The organism is Rhodoferax potami, assembly GCF_032193765.1.
In the GTDB taxonomy this organism is placed as follows: Bacteria; Pseudomonadota; Gammaproteobacteria; order Burkholderiales; family Burkholderiaceae_C; genus Allorhodoferax; species Allorhodoferax potami.
In genome coordinates this window covers 2720674-2736943 of record NZ_JAVBIJ010000001.1, presented here as the reverse complement: position 1 = coordinate 2736943, position 16270 = coordinate 2720674, and the positions used below count along the sequence as shown (strand labels likewise).

The following is a 16270-nucleotide window of genomic DNA, read 5'->3' as shown; positions in this document are numbered from 1 at the left end:
GAAAGTAAACCCGGACCGCTCATGAGTAAAGCAAGTACCAGACAGTTTGAATTCACCTTCAAAACAGACCCGGATACCGGTGCTCGTGTCACACGGCTAAGCCCCTTGGACACCGCCTGCCATCGCACTTATTTCTACCAAAAGTGTTTTAGCAATGACGGGAACCGACTGGTGTTTGGTGCGCGGTCTGGGAGTGAATGGCACTATCACCTGCTGGACTTGCAAACCCGTGTCGCGACCCAATTGACCGATCAGCCGGGGGAGAACACCTTCGGTGGCTTTTTGAGCCCGGACGATCGATTTTTGTACTTTGTACGCGCCGAGCGGGAGCTGATCCGCCTGGAGCTCGCCACCTTGAAAGAGGAGTGTGTCTACATCGTCCCTTCTGATTGGGTGGGCTATGGCACTTGGGTCGCCAATAGTGCGTGCACCAAGATGGTCGGTATCGAGATACTGGGTACCGACTGGTTCCCCCTGACCGACTGGAAAAAGTTCGGCGAGATGTTTCATTCCAAGCCGCGTTGCCGCTTGATCCGTATCGATCTGGCGACTGGAGCGCGGACCGTAATTCACGAAGAAAAACTCTGGCTGGGCCACCCCCAGTACCGCCCCTTTGATGACAACACCGTTGCTTTTTGCCATGAAGGTACCCATGATCTGATCGATGCGCGCATGTGGTTTGTCAATGAAGACGGCACCAACCTGCGCTGCGGCAAGGAGCATGAGCCGGCCGAGAGTTGCACCCATGAGTTCTGGGTGCCGGACGGCTCGGCGATGGTTTTCGTGTCTTACTTCAAAGGGCGCACCGAACGTGCCATGTGCTCGTTGGATCCGGTCACCCTGCAAACCCGGGTGCTCACAACCATGCCGCCGTGCTCCCATTTGATGAGCAACGCGGATGGCAGCTTGGTAGTGGGTGACGGGTCTGGCACCCCGGTGGATGTGTCAGACAGCTCGTCCCACAAGGTCCAGAACGACCCCTATCTGTATGTGTTCGACCTCAAGGCCGGCCATACCCGCAAGCTTGCGCGGCACGACAGCTCGTGGCGCGTGTACCTCGGTAACCGGCAGGTCACTCATCCCCATCCATCGTTTACGCCGGATGAGCGGCAGGTACTTTTCACCAGCGATGCCGAAGGCGAGCCTGCGCTCTATCTTGCGGACCTGTAAATCCGGCAACTTGTAGGGCCGGTTTGCCGGGTCAATGGTGAATCCATGCGTTTCACGCATAATGCGCGCCCATGGAAACCAAATGGCTCGAAGACTTCGTGTCTCTGGCTGAAACCCGGAGTTTCAGCCGCTCTGCGCAACTGCGCCACGTCACCCAACCCGCGTTCTCTCGTCGCATTCAGTCTCTAGAAGCGTGGGCAGGCACCGATCTGGTGGACCGCAGCAGCTACCCGACCCGGCTGACACCGGCGGGTGAAACGCTCTACGACCAGTCCCTGGAGGTGCTGCAAGCCCTGCAAAGCACCCGCGCCATGCTGCGCGGGCATACGACTGCCGCCCAAGACGTCGTGGAATTTGCGGTGCCGCACACGCTGGCGTTTACGTTTTTTCCGGCGTGGGTGTCCGAGTTGCGCGAGAAGTTCGGCCCCATGAAGAGCCGGCTGATTGCACTGAATGTGCACGACGCGGTGATGCGCCTGGTGGAAGGCAGCTGCGACTTGCTGATCGCCTACCACCACCCCTCCCAGCCCTACCAGTTGGATGCAGACCGCTATGAAATGGTCAGCTTGGGGGAAGAGATCGTGGCCCCGTACTCCAAGCCAGATGCCGATGGCAACCCGATGTTCTGCTTGCCCGGCAAACTGGGTCAGCCTTTGCCCTATCTGGGCTATGCACCCGGCGCCTATCTGGGCCAGATGGTGGAACTCATCTTGAAGCAGGCAGACGCTCCAATTCATTTCGACCGTGTCTATGAGACTGATATGGCAGAGGGCCTCAAGGCTATGGCTCTGGAGGGGCATGGCGTCGCCTTTTTGCCGCACAGTGCGGTCAAGAAAGACCTCCGTGCCAAAAAATTGGTCAGTGCCTTACCGGCGCATATGAAAGGTCTGCAAATCACCATGGAGGTGCGCGCCTACCGCGAGCGTTTGGCCTTGCGGGAGACCGGTCGCGGGCTGAGCGCAGCCCAGCGCGCCCACACGCGAGCGCCCAAAGGCTCAGCGCAGGCCCTGTGGGACTACCTGCACGCCCAAGGCAGCATGCCGGCCTGATAGTTGCTTGACCCCCGTATCGCCGCTTATCGCTGCTACAAGCTGAAAGCGGCGCCCCGGGCTAAGGTGCAAGCCCTGCCCTCATTCTTTATGTCGTTGGAGTTGACATGATCTTTCGTTCTGCACGGGATGCCGCAAAGGCCATCTGTCTTTTGACTTGCCTGGGCGCCACTGTCTGGGCTGGCGGGGCGCATGCCGCAGGCGTGCTCGACCGGGTGGGTGCCGGTGGCAAGCTGCTGATCGGGCACCGCGAATCCTCCATCCCGTTTTCGTATGTTGATGCCGACAAAAAGCCGGTGGGCTATGCCGTGGATTTGTGCCTCAAGCTGGCAGAGGCGGTGCGCAAGAAGACCGGCGCCAAGAACATGCAGGTCGAAATGGTGCCGGTCACTTCTGCAAACCGGATCGCCATGGTGGCTGAGGGCAAAGTAGACCTCGAGTGCGGATCCACCACCAACAATGCCGAGAGGCGCGAGAAAGTGGCCTTCACCGTTCCGCACTTCATTACCGGCGCCCGTTTGCTGGTGCGCTCCAACGCCCGGATCGACCGGATTGAAGACCTCGAAGGCAAGAAACTGGTCTCCACCAAAGGAACGACGCCGCTCAAAGCCGCTGAGCAAGCCAATCGTGAGCGCCTGCTGGGCGTCACGATTCTGGAGGCGCCTGACCATGCCAAGGCGGTCGAGATGGTCGAAAAAGGCGATGCTGATGCGTTTGTCATGGATGACGTGTTGCTTTACGGCTTGGCCGCCAATCGCCCCAAGCCCGATGCCCTGAAGGTGGTGGGCAAGTTTTTGACGACCGAGCCCTTGGCCATCATGCTGTCCAAATATGATCCGGAGTTCAAAAAGCTGGTCGACGAAGAAATGCGCCGGCTGATCGTCAGCAAAGAGATCCAGCCGGTCTACGACAAATGGTTTTTGAAGCCGATTCCGCCCAACGACAAGGCCCTGAATCTGCCGGTAAGCTATTTGCTGCGCGATTTCTGGAAGTACCCCAGCGACTTTGTGCCGTTCTGAGCGCTAGTGTGGCCTCTCAAACAGGCCGGCGGGTTTTGGGACAATAGGGGCCATGACCTCCACCGCCACTCCCCAATCCCTCACCATTACCCGCCCTGACGACTGGCACTTGCATGTGCGCGACGGTGCCGCCTTGAGCACCGTGGTGCCGCACACAGCCGCCCAGTTCGGCCGCGCGATCATCATGCCCAACCTCAAGCCGCCGGTGACCACTGCCGAGCAGGCGTTGGCTTACAAGGCGCGTATCCAAGCCGCGGTGCCGGCCGGTGTGCAGTTCGAGCCCTTGATGACGCTCTACCTCACCGACAACCTACCCGCCGATGAAATCGCCCGCGCCAAAGACGCTGGTGTCGTGGCCGCCAAGCTCTACCCCGCAGGCGCCACCACCAACAGCGACGCCGGTGTGACCGATCTGCGCAAAACCTACAAGACGCTGGAGGCCATGCAAAAGGCCGGTATGTTGCTCTTGGTGCACGGCGAAGTGACCAGCAGCGACATCGACCTGTTCGACCGTGAAGCGGTGTTCATCGACACCCAGTTGATCCCGCTGCGCCGCGATTTTCCTGAGCTGAAAATTGTGTTCGAGCACATCACCACCCTCGAGGCTGCGCAATACGTGCAGGCGGCAGACCGCTTCACGGCGGCCACTATCACCGCCCACCACCTGCTCTACAACCGCAACGCCATTTTTACCGGCGGTATCCGTCCGCATTACTACTGCCTGCCGGTTTTGAAGCGTGAGACCCACCGCCAGGCGCTGGTCAAGGCGGCGACCAGCGGCTCCCCCAAGTTTTTCTTGGGCACAGACAGCGCACCCCATCCTGCACACCTCAAGGAGCACGCCAGTGGCTGCGCCGGCTGCTACACCGCACACGCCGCCATGGAGCTATACGCACAGGCATTTGACGCCGCAGGTGCTCTGGACCAGCTGGAAGGGTTTGCCAGCTTCCATGGCGCAGACTTCTACAGCCTGCCCCGCAACACCGGCAGCATCACGCTCCAACGCGAAACCTGGACGCCACCCGAGAGCTTTGCTTTCGGCGAGACCACCCTCAAGCCACTGGCCGCAGGCGAAGCATTGCAGTGGCGTTTGGTCTAGAAGCCATTGACTGGGCTGCGCCGTGGCTTTCACCCTGGCGCAGCGTGGGTGAGCGCGTTGCGCAAGGCGTAGACGCCGGACAAACCGTCGCCCAGGCCCTGAATGCCAGGGGTATGGCCCCGGTGCGCTTTATTCCGCAAAATGAGCTGCCATCGGGCACTGCCTATGAGCAGCATATTTTTGACACCGGCGGCGTGCCGACCCGGGACGGCCTGCACGATTTTTTCAATGGGCTGTGTTGGATGCACTTTCCACTCGCCAAACAAAAGCTCAACCGGCTGCAGGCCGAGCAGATCGCCCAGACCGGCATCCAGCCGGTACGCGGCCCGGCGCGGGACGCACTCACGGTGTTTGATGAAAACGCGGCACTGCTGATCGCGCCCGATGCCTTGTGGGATGCGCTTGCCGCCAAAGATTGGGCGCGCCTGTTCGGCCCTTTGCGCCCCTTGTGGGCCGAGGCGACCCTGATCCTTTTCGGCCACGCGCTGCTGGAAAAGCTGGTTTACCCACGAAAACCGATCACAGCCCACGTATTCCGAGCGCAGGCAGCTACAAATTCGATAGCGGATTTGGATGCGTGGTTGGCCGGCGCCCTGAGTGCCCCCATGCTGGCTGCCAAGCCCTTTGCCCACCTGCCGGTGCTAGGCGTGCCGGGCTGGTGGCCGGACAACACGCTGCCCGGTTTCTACGAAGATACCAGCGTCTTCCGGCCGCTCAGGCCTTCAGCTTGAGCAGGTGCACCATCACCCGTGCGGTGGTTTGGTCAAAGTCAATTTGCGAATGGAAGTCTTTACCGGCGAGCCAGGAGGCGTCCCAGCGGTTTTGCTTGAGCGTGGCTTTCCACTCCTCGTGCTGGGTCGCCTGGCGGATCGCCTCCACCATCGCGCTCTGCCGTGCGACGGGTACGGCTTGGCCGGTGAATACGCCGCGCCAGTTGGCCATGTCGAGCTGCAGGCCCTGATCGCGCATGGAAGGAATGCCGAACGAGGATTTGCGGGACGAAACGCCGATCGCCCGCAACTGGCCGCTGGCAATCTGTGCGCTGAACTCGCTGAAGCCGGAGACGCCGATGGTGGCCTTGCCCGACAACACAGCGGCAGCCACCTCGGTGCCGCCCGCAAACGGCAGGTAGACCAAATCTTCAGGATTGGCACCGGTGGCACGGGCGAAAACGCCCGCAAAAATGTGGTCGACCCCACCGGCCGAGCCGCCCGCCACGGGTACTGCTTTCAGTGACCCCTTCATGGCGGCTGACAGGTCAGTCGCGGTTTTGATCGGCGAGTTGGCGGCCACCACCATCACCAGGTAGTCGCTGGTGAGCCGTGCAAGCGGAGCCAGCACCCCCATGTCAACGGCGGGTTTTTGCAATGCCACAGCGCCCACCATGACGGTACCGCCCATGATCAGGGTGTGGGGATCTGTGGCGTATTTCTCTGCGTAGTAGGCCAAGCCGAGCGTGCCGCCCTTGCCGCCTTTGTTTTCGTATTCAATGCTGTCGACGCTGCCCGTTGCCATCAGGGCGCTGCCCAGAGCACGGCCCGTCTGGTCCCAGCCACCGCCGGCATTGGCCGGAATCACAATGCGCAGCTTTTGCGACAGCTTGCTCACTGGTGCGGTCTTGGCGCCCACGACTTTGGCCGTTTGTGCAAAGCTTGCAGTGGCGGCCATGAGTGTGCTGCCGGCGGCCCATTGGGCAAGGAGGGTGCGACGGTTGATCTGGTGCATAGAAGGGCCTGTGGGGGGAAGAGCAGGCTATTCTCACCGCTTGGGGCGGGTTTGGGATCTCACTACTTTGTAAAAAAGTAGCAGTTCAGAATGCCCATAAACTTCATGGGTTCAAGCCGCGGGGTGCTTGAATTCACGCCCCGCGCCCCTACTATCTGCATTAACGGCCCGTGAAGGGCGCTTTTCCGAGAGAAAACCATGAAACGCATTTTTTTGTTTATTTTGACCAACGTGCTGGTGGTCGCTGTGCTGGGCGTGGTCGCCAGCCTGCTGGGGGTGAACAAGTTTTTGACCTCTAACGGCCTGAACCTAGGCGCTTTGCTGGGTTTCGCCCTGATCATGGGTTTTGGTGGCGCCATCATCTCCTTGCTGATCAGCAAGCCCATGGCCAAGTGGACCTCGGGTGTGCAAATCATCGAGCAGCCCCGCAATGCAGACGAGGCCTGGATTGTGGACACCGTGCGCAAATTTGCTGACAAGGCCGGCATCGGCATGCCCGAAGTTGGTATCTTCGAAGGCGAACCCAACGCATTCGCTACAGGCGCGTTCAAAAACAGCGCGCTGGTAGCTGTGTCCACCGGTTTGCTGCGTGGCATGACCCGCGACGAAATTGAAGCCGTGATCGGCCACGAAGTGGCGCACATCGCCAATGGCGACATGGTCACCATGACCCTGATTCAGGGCGTAATGAATACGTTTGTGGTGTTTATCAGCCGCATCGTCGGATACGCGGTGGACAGCTTCTTGCGCAAGAACGATGAGCAGAGCAGCGGCCCGGGCATCGGCTACTACGTCACAACCATCGTCATGGACATCGTGCTCGGCTTTGCAGCCGCCATGGTGGTCGCTTGGTTCAGCCGTCAGCGGGAGTTCCGTGCCGATGCGGGCGCCGCTCAGTTGATGGGCCGCAAGCAGCCCATGATGAACGCCTTGGCCCGCTTGGGTGGCATGACCCCCGGCGAGTTGCCCAAGAGCGTTGCTGCAATGGGCATTGCGGGTGGTATCGGTCAATTGTTCTCCACACACCCGCCTATTGAACAGCGCATTGCGGCCCTGCAAGCAAACAACGGGCAGTAAACCCGGCAGCGCTTGGCGCTGTAGCTCTTGAGCTAACCCCTTGCCGCTGCATGCGCCAAGGGGTTTTGTTTTTTGACGTGCTACAAACCTTGTTTGCATTTCACTTCTTCGCCCTATGGAATTCGCTACCTGGCTCGCCTTCTTTGCTGCTTCCTGGGCTATCAGCATCTCGCCAGGCGCTGGCGCCGTGGCCGCCATGAGTGCCGGACTAAACCACGGTTTCCGGCGCGGCTACATCACCACTTTGGGGCTGGTGTTGGGCATCTGGACGCAGATTGTGGTGGTGGGCGTCGGGTTGGGAGCGGTGGTTGCCGCCAGCAGCACGGCGTTTCCGGTCATCAAATGGGCAGGGGTGGCGTATCTGGTGTGGCTGGGTATCCAGCAGTGGCGAGCGCCCGCGGTGCCCTTGGCCACCCAGGCTGAAGTGGCCCCGATAGTCGGCGCACGCACCATGATCTTCCGGGCGTGGGTCATCAATGCGCTGAACCCGAAGGGCACAGTTTTTCTGTTGGCCGTGATGCCGCAGTTTTTGAATCTTGCCGAGCCGCTGCTGCCGCAATACCTCGTCATTGCAGCCACACTGGCCTTTACCGATCTGGTCGTGATGGCTGGCTACACCGCGCTGGCGGCCCGGGTGCTGCGCGCACTCAAGTCCGAGTCGCACCTCAAGGCCATGAACCGGGTGTTCGGCGGTCTGTTTGTGGCCGCAGGCACCCTGCTTGCGTTGTTCAAACGAACCGCTTAAGCCGTGTCAGGCTGCGATTTGCAATAACCCTGCGTTGTCTGGCAAGCGGTTCTGCTCAATCCGGAACATGCTCACCACTTCTTTCAGACGTGCAGCTTGATGCCGCAGGCTGTCGGAAGCGGCCGCGCTTTCTTCGACCAGAGCGGAGTTCTGCTGGGTCACCTGATCGAGCTGCATGATGGCCTCGCTGATCTGGGTGAAGCCTGCGTTTTCCTCGGCAGTAGCCGCAGAGACTTGGTTCATCAGCTCATTGACCCGTTGCACACGGCCCACGATGCCTTGCACCGAAGTGCCCGCCAATTGGGCCTGGTGCTCGCCGGTGGCAACCCGGCTGATGCTGTCGCCGATCAGGTTTTTGATTTCTTTGGCAGCTTCTGCGCTGCGTTGTGCCAAGCTGCGCACTTCAGACGCTACCACCGCAAAGCCACGCCCTTGCTCACCTGCGCGCGCCGCCTCCACTGCGGCGTTCAGTGCAAGGATGTTGGTTTGGAACGCAATGCCGTCAATGACACCGATGATCTCGCCGATCTTTTTGGAAGACTGGGCAATGGACTGCATGGTGTGCACCATCGCATCCACATGGCGGCCACTTTCCAGTGCGGCGCCTGATGTTTCGTTGGCCATAGCGCTGGCTTCGCGCGTGTGCTCTGCATTGAGCTTGACGGCGCTGGCAATTTCTTCTGTGGAGGCGGCGGTCTCTTCAAGGTTGCTGGCTTGTGCCTCGGTGCGCGCACTCAGGTCGGAGGTCCCTGAGGCAATCTGCTCCGACGCAGAGGCCACCTGTTCGCTGCATTCATGAACCAAGCCGGCCATGTGGGTCAGGCTGTATTTCATGCGCAACATGGCGGCCACTACGCTATCGGTTTGCTGTTGGTGAGCCGGGATGATCACGGTCAGGTCGCCTTTGGCAATCGCATTCGCGACCCGCACCACTTCCGCCGGCTCGCCCCCCAGCTGGCGGGTCAGGCTGCGGGTAATGACGGTGGCGATGCCCAAGGCTGCGAGTACGGCCAGGACGGAGAGCCACAGGGTGGTCTGTATGGCTGCTGCGCCTTCAGCTTTTGCGAGCTGGCCCTCAAGCGCGATGGTGTCTGACTGGCCCTCGAGCAGGGCATCGGAGGCGGCGGTCAGCTTGCTGAGCGGGCCCCGCACATTCTTGACCAGGTACTCACCTGCCTCTTGTGTATTGCCTGTTTGGATGCGCTTGACGGCTTCGTCTCTGACAGCATTGAAGGCAATCAACGCCTCTTCAACGGGTTTTAAAAGTTCCAGCTCTTTGGGGTTGACGATGGTTTTCTTTAACTTTCCAAACGCATCGTCCGCAGCCTTTTGGCCTTGGGCGACCCGACTCAGGGTGTAACTCGCTTCTTCCGCATTGCCTATCGCCAGCCCGACCACAGCAGCCCGCATATTGCGAACCTGCACATTGATGCCCAGTTGCAGCTCGGCGGCAAGGATCACCTTGACCACGCTTTCATCCACGATGTGATTGACGTTGTCGTTGATGTTGCCTATCCGGTATATGGCAGTGCCACCAATGACCAAAAGCAATGCGATCAGCAGGCCGAAGCCTGCGGCCAGCTTGGTGCTGACTTTCCACGAACCAAATGTTGGCATGGCGCCCTCCCTGTTTTTGTAAGCACATGCTAAGCCTTGTGCTGCCAAGTGGGAAGTCCCTAAACCTTAAAAGGTCTGATTCGGGCGCGCTTGCGGTGGCGACCATCAGCGGGGCGCGCTGCCTGCTCGGACGGATTTAGCTCAGCATATCCAAGGCCAGCGCCTCCGCCACTTTGATGCCATCGACGCCGGCCGACAGAATGCCGCCGGCATACGATGCGCCCTCGCCTGCGGGGTAGAGGCCGCGCACATTGGTGCACTGCAGGTCCTCGCCGCGCGGGATTTTGATGGGGCTGGAGGTGCGGGTTTCCACACCGGTGAGCACCGCATCGGCCATGTCAAAGCCTTTGATCTTGCGACCGAACACTGGCAATGCCTCGCGCATGGCTTCAATGGCGTAGGCGGGCAGGGCAGGGGCTAGGTCGCCCAGCTTCACGCCGGGTTTGTAAGACGGCGTGACGCTGCCGAACTCGGTGGAGGGCTTGGCCGCAATAAAGTCGCCCACCAGTTGGCCGGGCGCTTCATAGGTGCTGCCGCCCAAGGTGTAAGCCCCGCTTTCCAGCTGGCGTTGCAAGGCAATGCCCGACATCGGGTGAGCGGCCTTCGGGTCTTTGGCCTTCAGGGCTGCAGCTTCTTCTGCATAGCGCTTGCCGCGCTCGGGACCGAAGGCGTGCACAAAAGCGGCCTCGCTGTCCGGGTAGTCGGGCGGGTCGATGCCCACCACCATGCCGGCGTTGGCATTGCGTTCCGCGCGCGAATATTGGCTCATGCCGTTGGTGACCACGCGCTCCGGCTCGCTGGTGGCGGCGACCACCGTACCGCCCGGGCACATGCAAAAGCTGTACACCGCTCGCCCGTTGGCTGCGTGGTGCACCAGTTTGTAGTCGGCAGCACCCAGCAGAGGGTGGCCTGCGTGGCGGCCCCAGCGGGCGCGGTCGATCACGCTTTGCGGGTGTTCGATGCGAAAGCCCACAGAAAACGGCTTGGACTGCATGGCGACTCCGCGCTCGTACAGCATGGCAAAGGTGTCCCGCGCACTGTGACCCAAGGCCATGACCACATGGCTCGTGGGCAACTCATATACGCTGCCGTCTTGAAGGTTTTCGACCTCTAGCCCTCGAACTGATTGCGCGGAGTGCTCCTGATTTAGGAGCAAGTTGTTGACGCGCTGCTCAAAACGGATTTCGCCGCCCAGGGCAATAATCTGCTCGCGGATGCCTTCCACCACCTTCACCAGTTTGAAGGTGCCGATGTGGGGGTGCGCTTCATACAGGATTTCGGAGGGTGCACCGTATTGCACAAATTCGTGCATTACCTTGCGGCCCAGAAAACGGGGGTCTTTGATCTGGCTGTAAAGCTTGCCATCCGAAAAGGTGCCAGCGCCGCCTTCACCGAACTGCACATTGCTCTCGGGTTTGAGCGTTTTTTTACGCCACAGGCCCCAGGTGTCTTTGGTGCGCTGGCGCACGGTGGTACCGCGCTCCAGCACGATCGGTTTGAAACCCATTTGGGCCAGCACCAGCGCCGCGAACATGCCGCAAGGCCCGAAGCCCACCACGACCGGACGCAGGGGCATGTCTGCGGGAGCTTGGGCCACCATGCGGTAGGCCATGTCGGGCGTAGCACTGATGTGCGGATGGTTGGCGTGCCGGATCAGCAAGGCGGCTTCCTGGGCCGGGTCTGCCAATGTCAGGTCCACGATGTAGACCGCCAGCAGGTCGACCTTGCGGGCGTCAAAGCTGCGCTTGAAGATGTGCAGGTCGGCGATGTCGGTGTTCGCAATGCCCAGCGCTTGGGCGGCCAACGCTTGCAGGGCCTCCAACGGGTGGGCTACCGGGGCGCGGTCGGCCTCGGTTTCTGCGGGCGCATCAGCGGCGCGGCGCGCCTCCACGGGCAGGGCGGAAAGGGGAAGTTTGAGTTCGGTAATTCGGATCATGGCACGGGCTCGTGGTTATCAAGCAAGGCCATGATTTTACGCGGGCTGGGTCAATGCAGTCCGGTGCGCGGGGTGGCCGAGGGGCTGTAGCCAAAGAGTTTGCGGTAGTCGCTCGCGAACTGGCTGAAGTGCCAGAAATTCCAGTCAGCAGCTACGTCGCGCACCGTAGCGCTCGGGTTGCCGCGCAAGTCGCGTCGCGCACCGTTGAGGCGCAAGATGCGCAGCGTTTGCACCGGCGTCATGCCCAGCACGTTTTCAAAACAGTACTGCAGGGTGCGCCGGCTCACATGCAGCTGTTCACACAAGTCGGGCACAGTCACGCTCTGGTCGTGATGGGCCAGCAGGTAATCCCGCGCTGCGGCCACGATACGCTGGCGGCGGCTGAAGCTGTCGCGCACCCCGGCATCCACCACGCTGGTGTCCAGCAAAGGCAGCAGGGCTTCCAGGGCATGGGTTTGCGCGTGCGCCGGATCGGCCGGCACCCCGTGATCGGGCTGCAGCAATGCACTCAAGGTGTGCAGGCACTGCTTCAGTGCTGCCGCAGAAGGGTGCAGAATTTCGGCGGCCTGCAGCCGGCCCCAGTCCACATCAAAGCCGAGCGCTTGGGCGGCGCTGTGCAAGGTGTCTTGCCGTACCACCAGGCCGAAGATGGTGTAGTCGGCCGGCGTCACCAGCTCAAACTCTTGGTGACCCGGGCGCACCAGCACGCTGTGGGGGGGCGCAGTGCGTCCGTTGATGCGGGTGATATCCGCCGAGAACGGCAGTCCAAACCACATGGCATCAGGCCATACACAACAGGACTGCCGCATACCCTGGCTGGTGCTCTCGCGAAACACCTGCATCCCGGGGAGCTGGATTTCCTCCAGCAGCCCGTGGAAGGTGCCGCAGGTGGTCTGGTCGTAGCACTGCTCCCAGTTGGTGAGGTTGGCGGCGTGCTCATCCGCATCGCGGGCCTCGACGATTCGCAGACCGGCTGCAGTGTGGGTTGTGGGGTTCATGAAGCTTCTCTCCCGTGATGCAGTCCGGGTTCGCACCGTCCAGGTGCGCGCCGCAAGTCTGCCGATTTTTGATACCAGCTTATGGCGGGACTGCCTACATTCACAGCTAGCAAACCCTATGCCGAGCTGCATCGGACCTTGACTCAACCTTGTTGGAGAACCCACATGTCATCTGCGCATTCCACGGGCGTACACACGCTCAAACCGGTGCTCAGCACCCTGCAACTCTGGGGCATTGCCGTGGGCTTGGTGATATCCGGCGAATACTTCGGCTGGAGTTTCGGCTGGGCTTCGGCTGGTACCTTGGGCTTCACGGTCACCGCGCTCTTCATCGCGGCGATGTACACCACTTTCATCTTCAGCTTCACCGAGCTGACCACGGCCATTCCCCACGCCGGCGGGCCATTTGCTTACAGCAAGCGGGCTTTCGGCCCCACCGGTGGCTATCTGGCCGGGGCTGCCACGTTGGTGGAGTTTGTATTCGCTCCACCCGCGATTGCATTGGCGATTGGTGCTTACTTGAATGTGCAGTTTCCCTCGCTGGACCCCAAGCTCGCGGCCTTGGGCGCCTACCTGGTGTTCATGACACTCAACATCGTCGGCGTGCAAATTGCTGCCACCTTCGAGTTGGTGATCACCGTCATCGCGATCTTTGAATTGCTGGTGTTCATGGGTGTGGTGTCCCCCGGCTTCTCGATGGCCAACTTCACCAAAGGCGGCTGGGCGGGTAGCGATGATTTCAGCTGGGCCGCGATTCCCGGCATGTTTGCCGCCATTCCCTTCGCGATCTGGTTCTTTTTGGCGATCGAGGGTGTGGCCATGGCCGCCGAAGAAGCCAAAGACCCCAAGCGCTCGATTCCGATTGCCTACATCACCGGCATCTTGACGCTGGTGTTCTTGGCCGTCGGCGTGATGGTATTTGCCGGGGGTGCCGGCGACTGGACCAAGCTGGCCAACATCAATGATCCACTGCCCCAAGCGATGAAACTCATCGTCGGCGAGAACAGCGGCTGGCTGCACATGCTGGTGTGGCTGGGCCTGTTCGGTCTGGTGGCGTCGTTCCACGGCATCATCTTGGGTTACTCGCGCCAGATCTTTGCTCTGGCCCGTGAGGCCTATTTGCCGGCTTACTTTGCCAAGGTGCACCCGCGCTTCAAGACACCACACCGCGCCATTTTGGCGGGTGGCGTGGTGGGCATTGCCGCTATCTACAGCGACTCCTTCATCACCATCGGTGGCCAGTCTCTGACGGCCAATATCGTGACCATGTCGGTGTTCGGCGCCATCCTGATGTACATCTTGAGCATGCTCAGTGTGTTCAAGCTGCGCCGGTCAGAGCCTGCCATGGTGCGCCCTTTCCGTGCGCCGCTGTACCCCTTCTTCCCGGCCTTTGCCTTGTTCGGCGCGCTGGTGTGCATGGCCACCATGATCTATTACAACCCGCTCATCTTCGGCTTGTTTGTGGGCTTCCTGGTGTTGGGTTATGTCTACTTTAAGATGACAGGACAACAGCGCGCCGACGCCACGTTGGCAGGCATGAGCGCACCGGTTGCCAAGTAACCGGTCCTGTTCGATTCCAGTTTTTTGCGGATTCACTGACGTGCCAAGCCACCCTTATCAGCACACCGTCGCAAGCCATGTCTATGGTTTTCGGGATCTCAAAGACCTGATGGCCAAAGCCACGCCTTTGCGCTCGGGCGACATGCTGGCCGGGGTGGCCGCGCACACCGCGCAGGAGCGGGCGGCGGCGCAGATGGCCTTGGCAGAGCTGCCCTTGCGCACCTTTCTGTCAGAAGCCTTGGTGCCCTATGAATCGGACGAGGTCACCCGCTTGATTCTGGACAGCCACAGCGCGGAGGCGTTTGCGCCGGTAAGCCACCTCACGGTGGGCGACTTTCGCAACTGGCTGCTCAGTGACGCGGCAGATACTGAAGCCCTCACGGCATTGGCACCCGGCATCACGCCTGAAATGGCGGCTGCGGTGAGCAAGCTCATGCGCAACCAGGATCTGATTCTGGTGGCCAAGAAGTGCAGCGTGGTGACCGCGTTTCGCAACACCATTGGCTTGCCCGGCCGCATGGCGACTCGCCTGCAGCCCAACCACCCCACCGACGACGCCACCGGCATCGCCGCCAGCTTGCTGGATGGCTTGCTGTACGGCAGTGGGGACGCCGTCATCGGCATCAACCCCGCCACCGACAACGTGGCGCAGGTGATGAAACTGGTGCACATGATGGGCGACGTGATTGCGCACTACGAGATACCAACCCAGAGCTGTGTGCTCACCCATGTGACCAACACCATCCAGGCCATTGAGCGTGGTGCGCCGGTGGACCTAGTGTTCCAGTCGATTGGTGGCACCGAGGCGACCAACAGCAGCTTCGGCCTGAACCTGGCCTTGCTGTCCGAGGCTCGGAGTGCAGCCCTTTCGCTCCACCGTGGCACGGTGGGCGACAACGTGATGTATTTCGAAACCGGGCAGGGCAGTGCCCTGTCAGCGAATGCCCACCACGGCATGGACCAGCAAACCTGCGAAGCGCGTGCCTACGCAGTGGCCCGTGCGTTCAAGCCCTTGCTGGTGAATACGGTGGTGGGTTTCATCGGCCCTGAGTATTTGTTTGACGGCAAGCAGATCATCCGCGCGGGGCTGGAAGACCACTTCTGCGCCAAGTTGCTGGGCCTGCCCATGGGCTGCGATGTTTGCTACACCAACCACGCCGAGGCTGACCAGAACGACATGGACGTATTGCTCACCCTGCTGGGGGCGGCCGGTTGCAACTTCGTGATGGGCATTCCGGGATCGGACGACATCATGTTGAACTACCAGACCACCTCGTTCCACGACGCCTTGTACGCCCGCAAGGTGCTGGGCTTGCGGCCTGCACCTGAATTCGAGGCCTGGTTGCAGCGTATGAATATTTTCCAGGGGCAGGGCGCCGGCTTGGTGCTGCCGCCGGGACTGCCCGCCGCCTTCGAGCAGGCTTTGTTGCCCTTGGCTTGAGGTGATGTATGTCTGATCCACGGTCGCCCGTCACCGCCAACCCATGGGCGGCATTGCGCCAATTCACTGATGCCCGCATTGCCTTGGGACGCTCCGGCGTGAGTTTGCCCACGAGCGCGCATCTTGCGTTCCAACTCGCCCACGCGCAGGCGCGTGACGCCGTGCACCGCGGCTTGGATGGCCCCGCCTTGGCAGAGCAACTCAGCGCTGCATGGCCGGGTCTGCCGGGCGCTGTGCTCCAACTGCACAGTGCGGCCACCGACCGCAACCACTACCTGCAACGCCCCGATCTGGGGCGGCGGCTCGACATAGCGTCGCGCGATTCGTTGGCCCCTTCCGAGGGGACCTTGGAGGAACGACCATTCGACGTGGCGTTTGTGATTGCAGACGGCCTGTCCGCTTTGGCTATCGAGCAAAACGCGGCACCGTTTTTGGCTGCTTTGCATCAGCGCATGGCGGTTGAAGATTGGAAGGTCGCGCCCCTGTGTGTGGTGCGCCAGGCCCGCGTCGCCATCGGCGACGAAATCGGGCAGGCACTGGGTGCGAAGGCGGTGGTGGTGCTGATCGGGGAGCGCCCGGGCCTGAGTTCTCCAGACAGCATGGGCTTGTACTTGACCTGGATGCCCCGCGTGGGTCTGACGGATGCGAGTCGCAACTGCATTTCCAATGTGCGGCCCGCAGGGCTGGTGGTTGACGAGGCAGCCTACAAATTGCACTTCCTGCTCGCCGAGTCCCGACAGCGTCAGCTCTCCGGGGTGGACCTGAAAGATGAAACCGCCACAGCGGCTACTGCCCTGAACGCAGGCCACGGCAACTTCCTGCTGAAGTAAGCCG

Annotated in this window: 14 protein-coding genes; 10 read left to right on the top strand and 4 right to left on the bottom strand. The window is 61.1% G+C overall.

The window, feature by feature from the left end:
• Window positions 1–21 precede the first annotated feature (21 nt).
• From RAE21_RS13140 to RAE21_RS13120, 5 genes are all read left to right on the top strand, one after another.
• Window positions 22–1170, top strand: a complete 1149-nt coding sequence (locus RAE21_RS13140) for an oligogalacturonate lyase family protein (protein WP_313881739.1) — start codon at window positions 22–24, stop codon at window positions 1168–1170.
• A gap of 71 nt (window positions 1171–1241) precedes the next feature.
• Entirely contained in the window at window positions 1242–2219 is a 978-nt protein-coding gene (locus RAE21_RS13135) for a LysR family transcriptional regulator (protein ID WP_313881738.1), read from the top strand.
• Window positions 2220–2326: 107 nt separating this feature from the next.
• Complete coding sequence (locus RAE21_RS13130) at window positions 2327–3238, top strand: amino acid ABC transporter substrate-binding protein (RefSeq protein WP_313881737.1); 912 nt, start codon at window positions 2327–2329, stop codon at window positions 3236–3238.
• Between the two features lie 52 nt (window positions 3239–3290).
• Window positions 3291–4337, top strand: coding sequence for a dihydroorotase (gene pyrC, locus RAE21_RS13125; RefSeq protein WP_313881736.1), 1047 nt, complete (start codon window positions 3291–3293; stop codon window positions 4335–4337).
• Window positions 4316–5068, top strand: a complete 753-nt coding sequence (locus tag RAE21_RS13120) for a DUF3025 domain-containing protein (RefSeq protein WP_428984067.1) — start codon at window positions 4316–4318, stop codon at window positions 5066–5068. Before pyrC ends, RAE21_RS13120 begins: the two co-directional genes overlap by 22 nt.
• Here the strand turns inward: RAE21_RS13120 and RAE21_RS13115 are convergent.
• Entirely contained in the window at window positions 5052–6062 is a 1011-nt protein-coding gene (locus RAE21_RS13115) for a Bug family tripartite tricarboxylate transporter substrate binding protein (RefSeq protein ID WP_313881733.1), read from the bottom strand. The two genes, RAE21_RS13120 and RAE21_RS13115, sit on opposite strands and share 17 nt — an antisense overlap.
• Before the next feature lie 198 nt (window positions 6063–6260).
• On the opposite strand from RAE21_RS13115, the gene htpX reads away from it, so the two are divergent.
• A complete protein-coding gene (gene htpX, locus RAE21_RS13110) occupies window positions 6261–7139 on the top strand; it encodes a protease HtpX (protein WP_313881732.1) in 879 nt (292 codons plus the stop codon).
• A gap of 115 nt (window positions 7140–7254) precedes the next feature.
• Window positions 7255–7884, top strand: a complete 630-nt coding sequence (locus tag RAE21_RS13105; RefSeq protein ID WP_313881731.1) for a LysE family transporter — start codon at window positions 7255–7257, stop codon at window positions 7882–7884.
• A 6-nt stretch (window positions 7885–7890) separates the two neighbouring features.
• On the opposite strand, the gene RAE21_RS13100 is transcribed toward RAE21_RS13105, so the two are convergent.
• The 3 genes from RAE21_RS13100 to RAE21_RS13090 all read right to left on the bottom strand — a co-directional run bounded on the left by RAE21_RS13100 (window position 7891) and on the right by RAE21_RS13090 (window position 12435).
• Window positions 7891–9501, bottom strand: coding sequence for a methyl-accepting chemotaxis protein (locus RAE21_RS13100; protein ID WP_313881730.1), 1611 nt, complete (start codon window positions 9499–9501; stop codon window positions 7891–7893).
• Between the two features lie 136 nt (window positions 9502–9637).
• Entirely contained in the window at window positions 9638–11437 is a 1800-nt protein-coding gene (locus RAE21_RS13095; RefSeq protein WP_313881729.1) for an NAD(P)/FAD-dependent oxidoreductase, read from the bottom strand.
• A gap of 50 nt (window positions 11438–11487) precedes the next feature.
• Complete coding sequence (locus RAE21_RS13090; protein WP_313881728.1) at window positions 11488–12435, bottom strand: helix-turn-helix domain-containing protein; 948 nt, start codon at window positions 12433–12435, stop codon at window positions 11488–11490.
• Window positions 12436–12600: 165 nt separating this feature from the next.
• Between RAE21_RS13090 and eat the strand changes: the two genes are divergently transcribed.
• From eat to eutC, 3 genes are read left to right on the top strand one after another with little or no spacing between them, the layout of a single operon-like run.
• Window positions 12601–13995 (top strand): ethanolamine permease, encoded by a 1395-nt coding sequence (eat, locus tag RAE21_RS13085; RefSeq protein ID WP_313881727.1) that lies wholly within the window; start codon window positions 12601–12603, stop codon window positions 13993–13995.
• 40 nt (window positions 13996–14035) lie between these two features.
• Entirely contained in the window at window positions 14036–15436 is a 1401-nt protein-coding gene (locus RAE21_RS13080; RefSeq protein ID WP_313881726.1) for an ethanolamine ammonia-lyase subunit EutB, read from the top strand.
• Between the two features lie 8 nt (window positions 15437–15444).
• Window positions 15445–16266 (top strand): ethanolamine ammonia-lyase subunit EutC, encoded by an 822-nt coding sequence (gene eutC / locus RAE21_RS13075; RefSeq protein ID WP_313881725.1) that lies wholly within the window; start codon window positions 15445–15447, stop codon window positions 16264–16266.
• The last annotated feature ends 4 nt before the right edge of the window (window positions 16267–16270 follow it).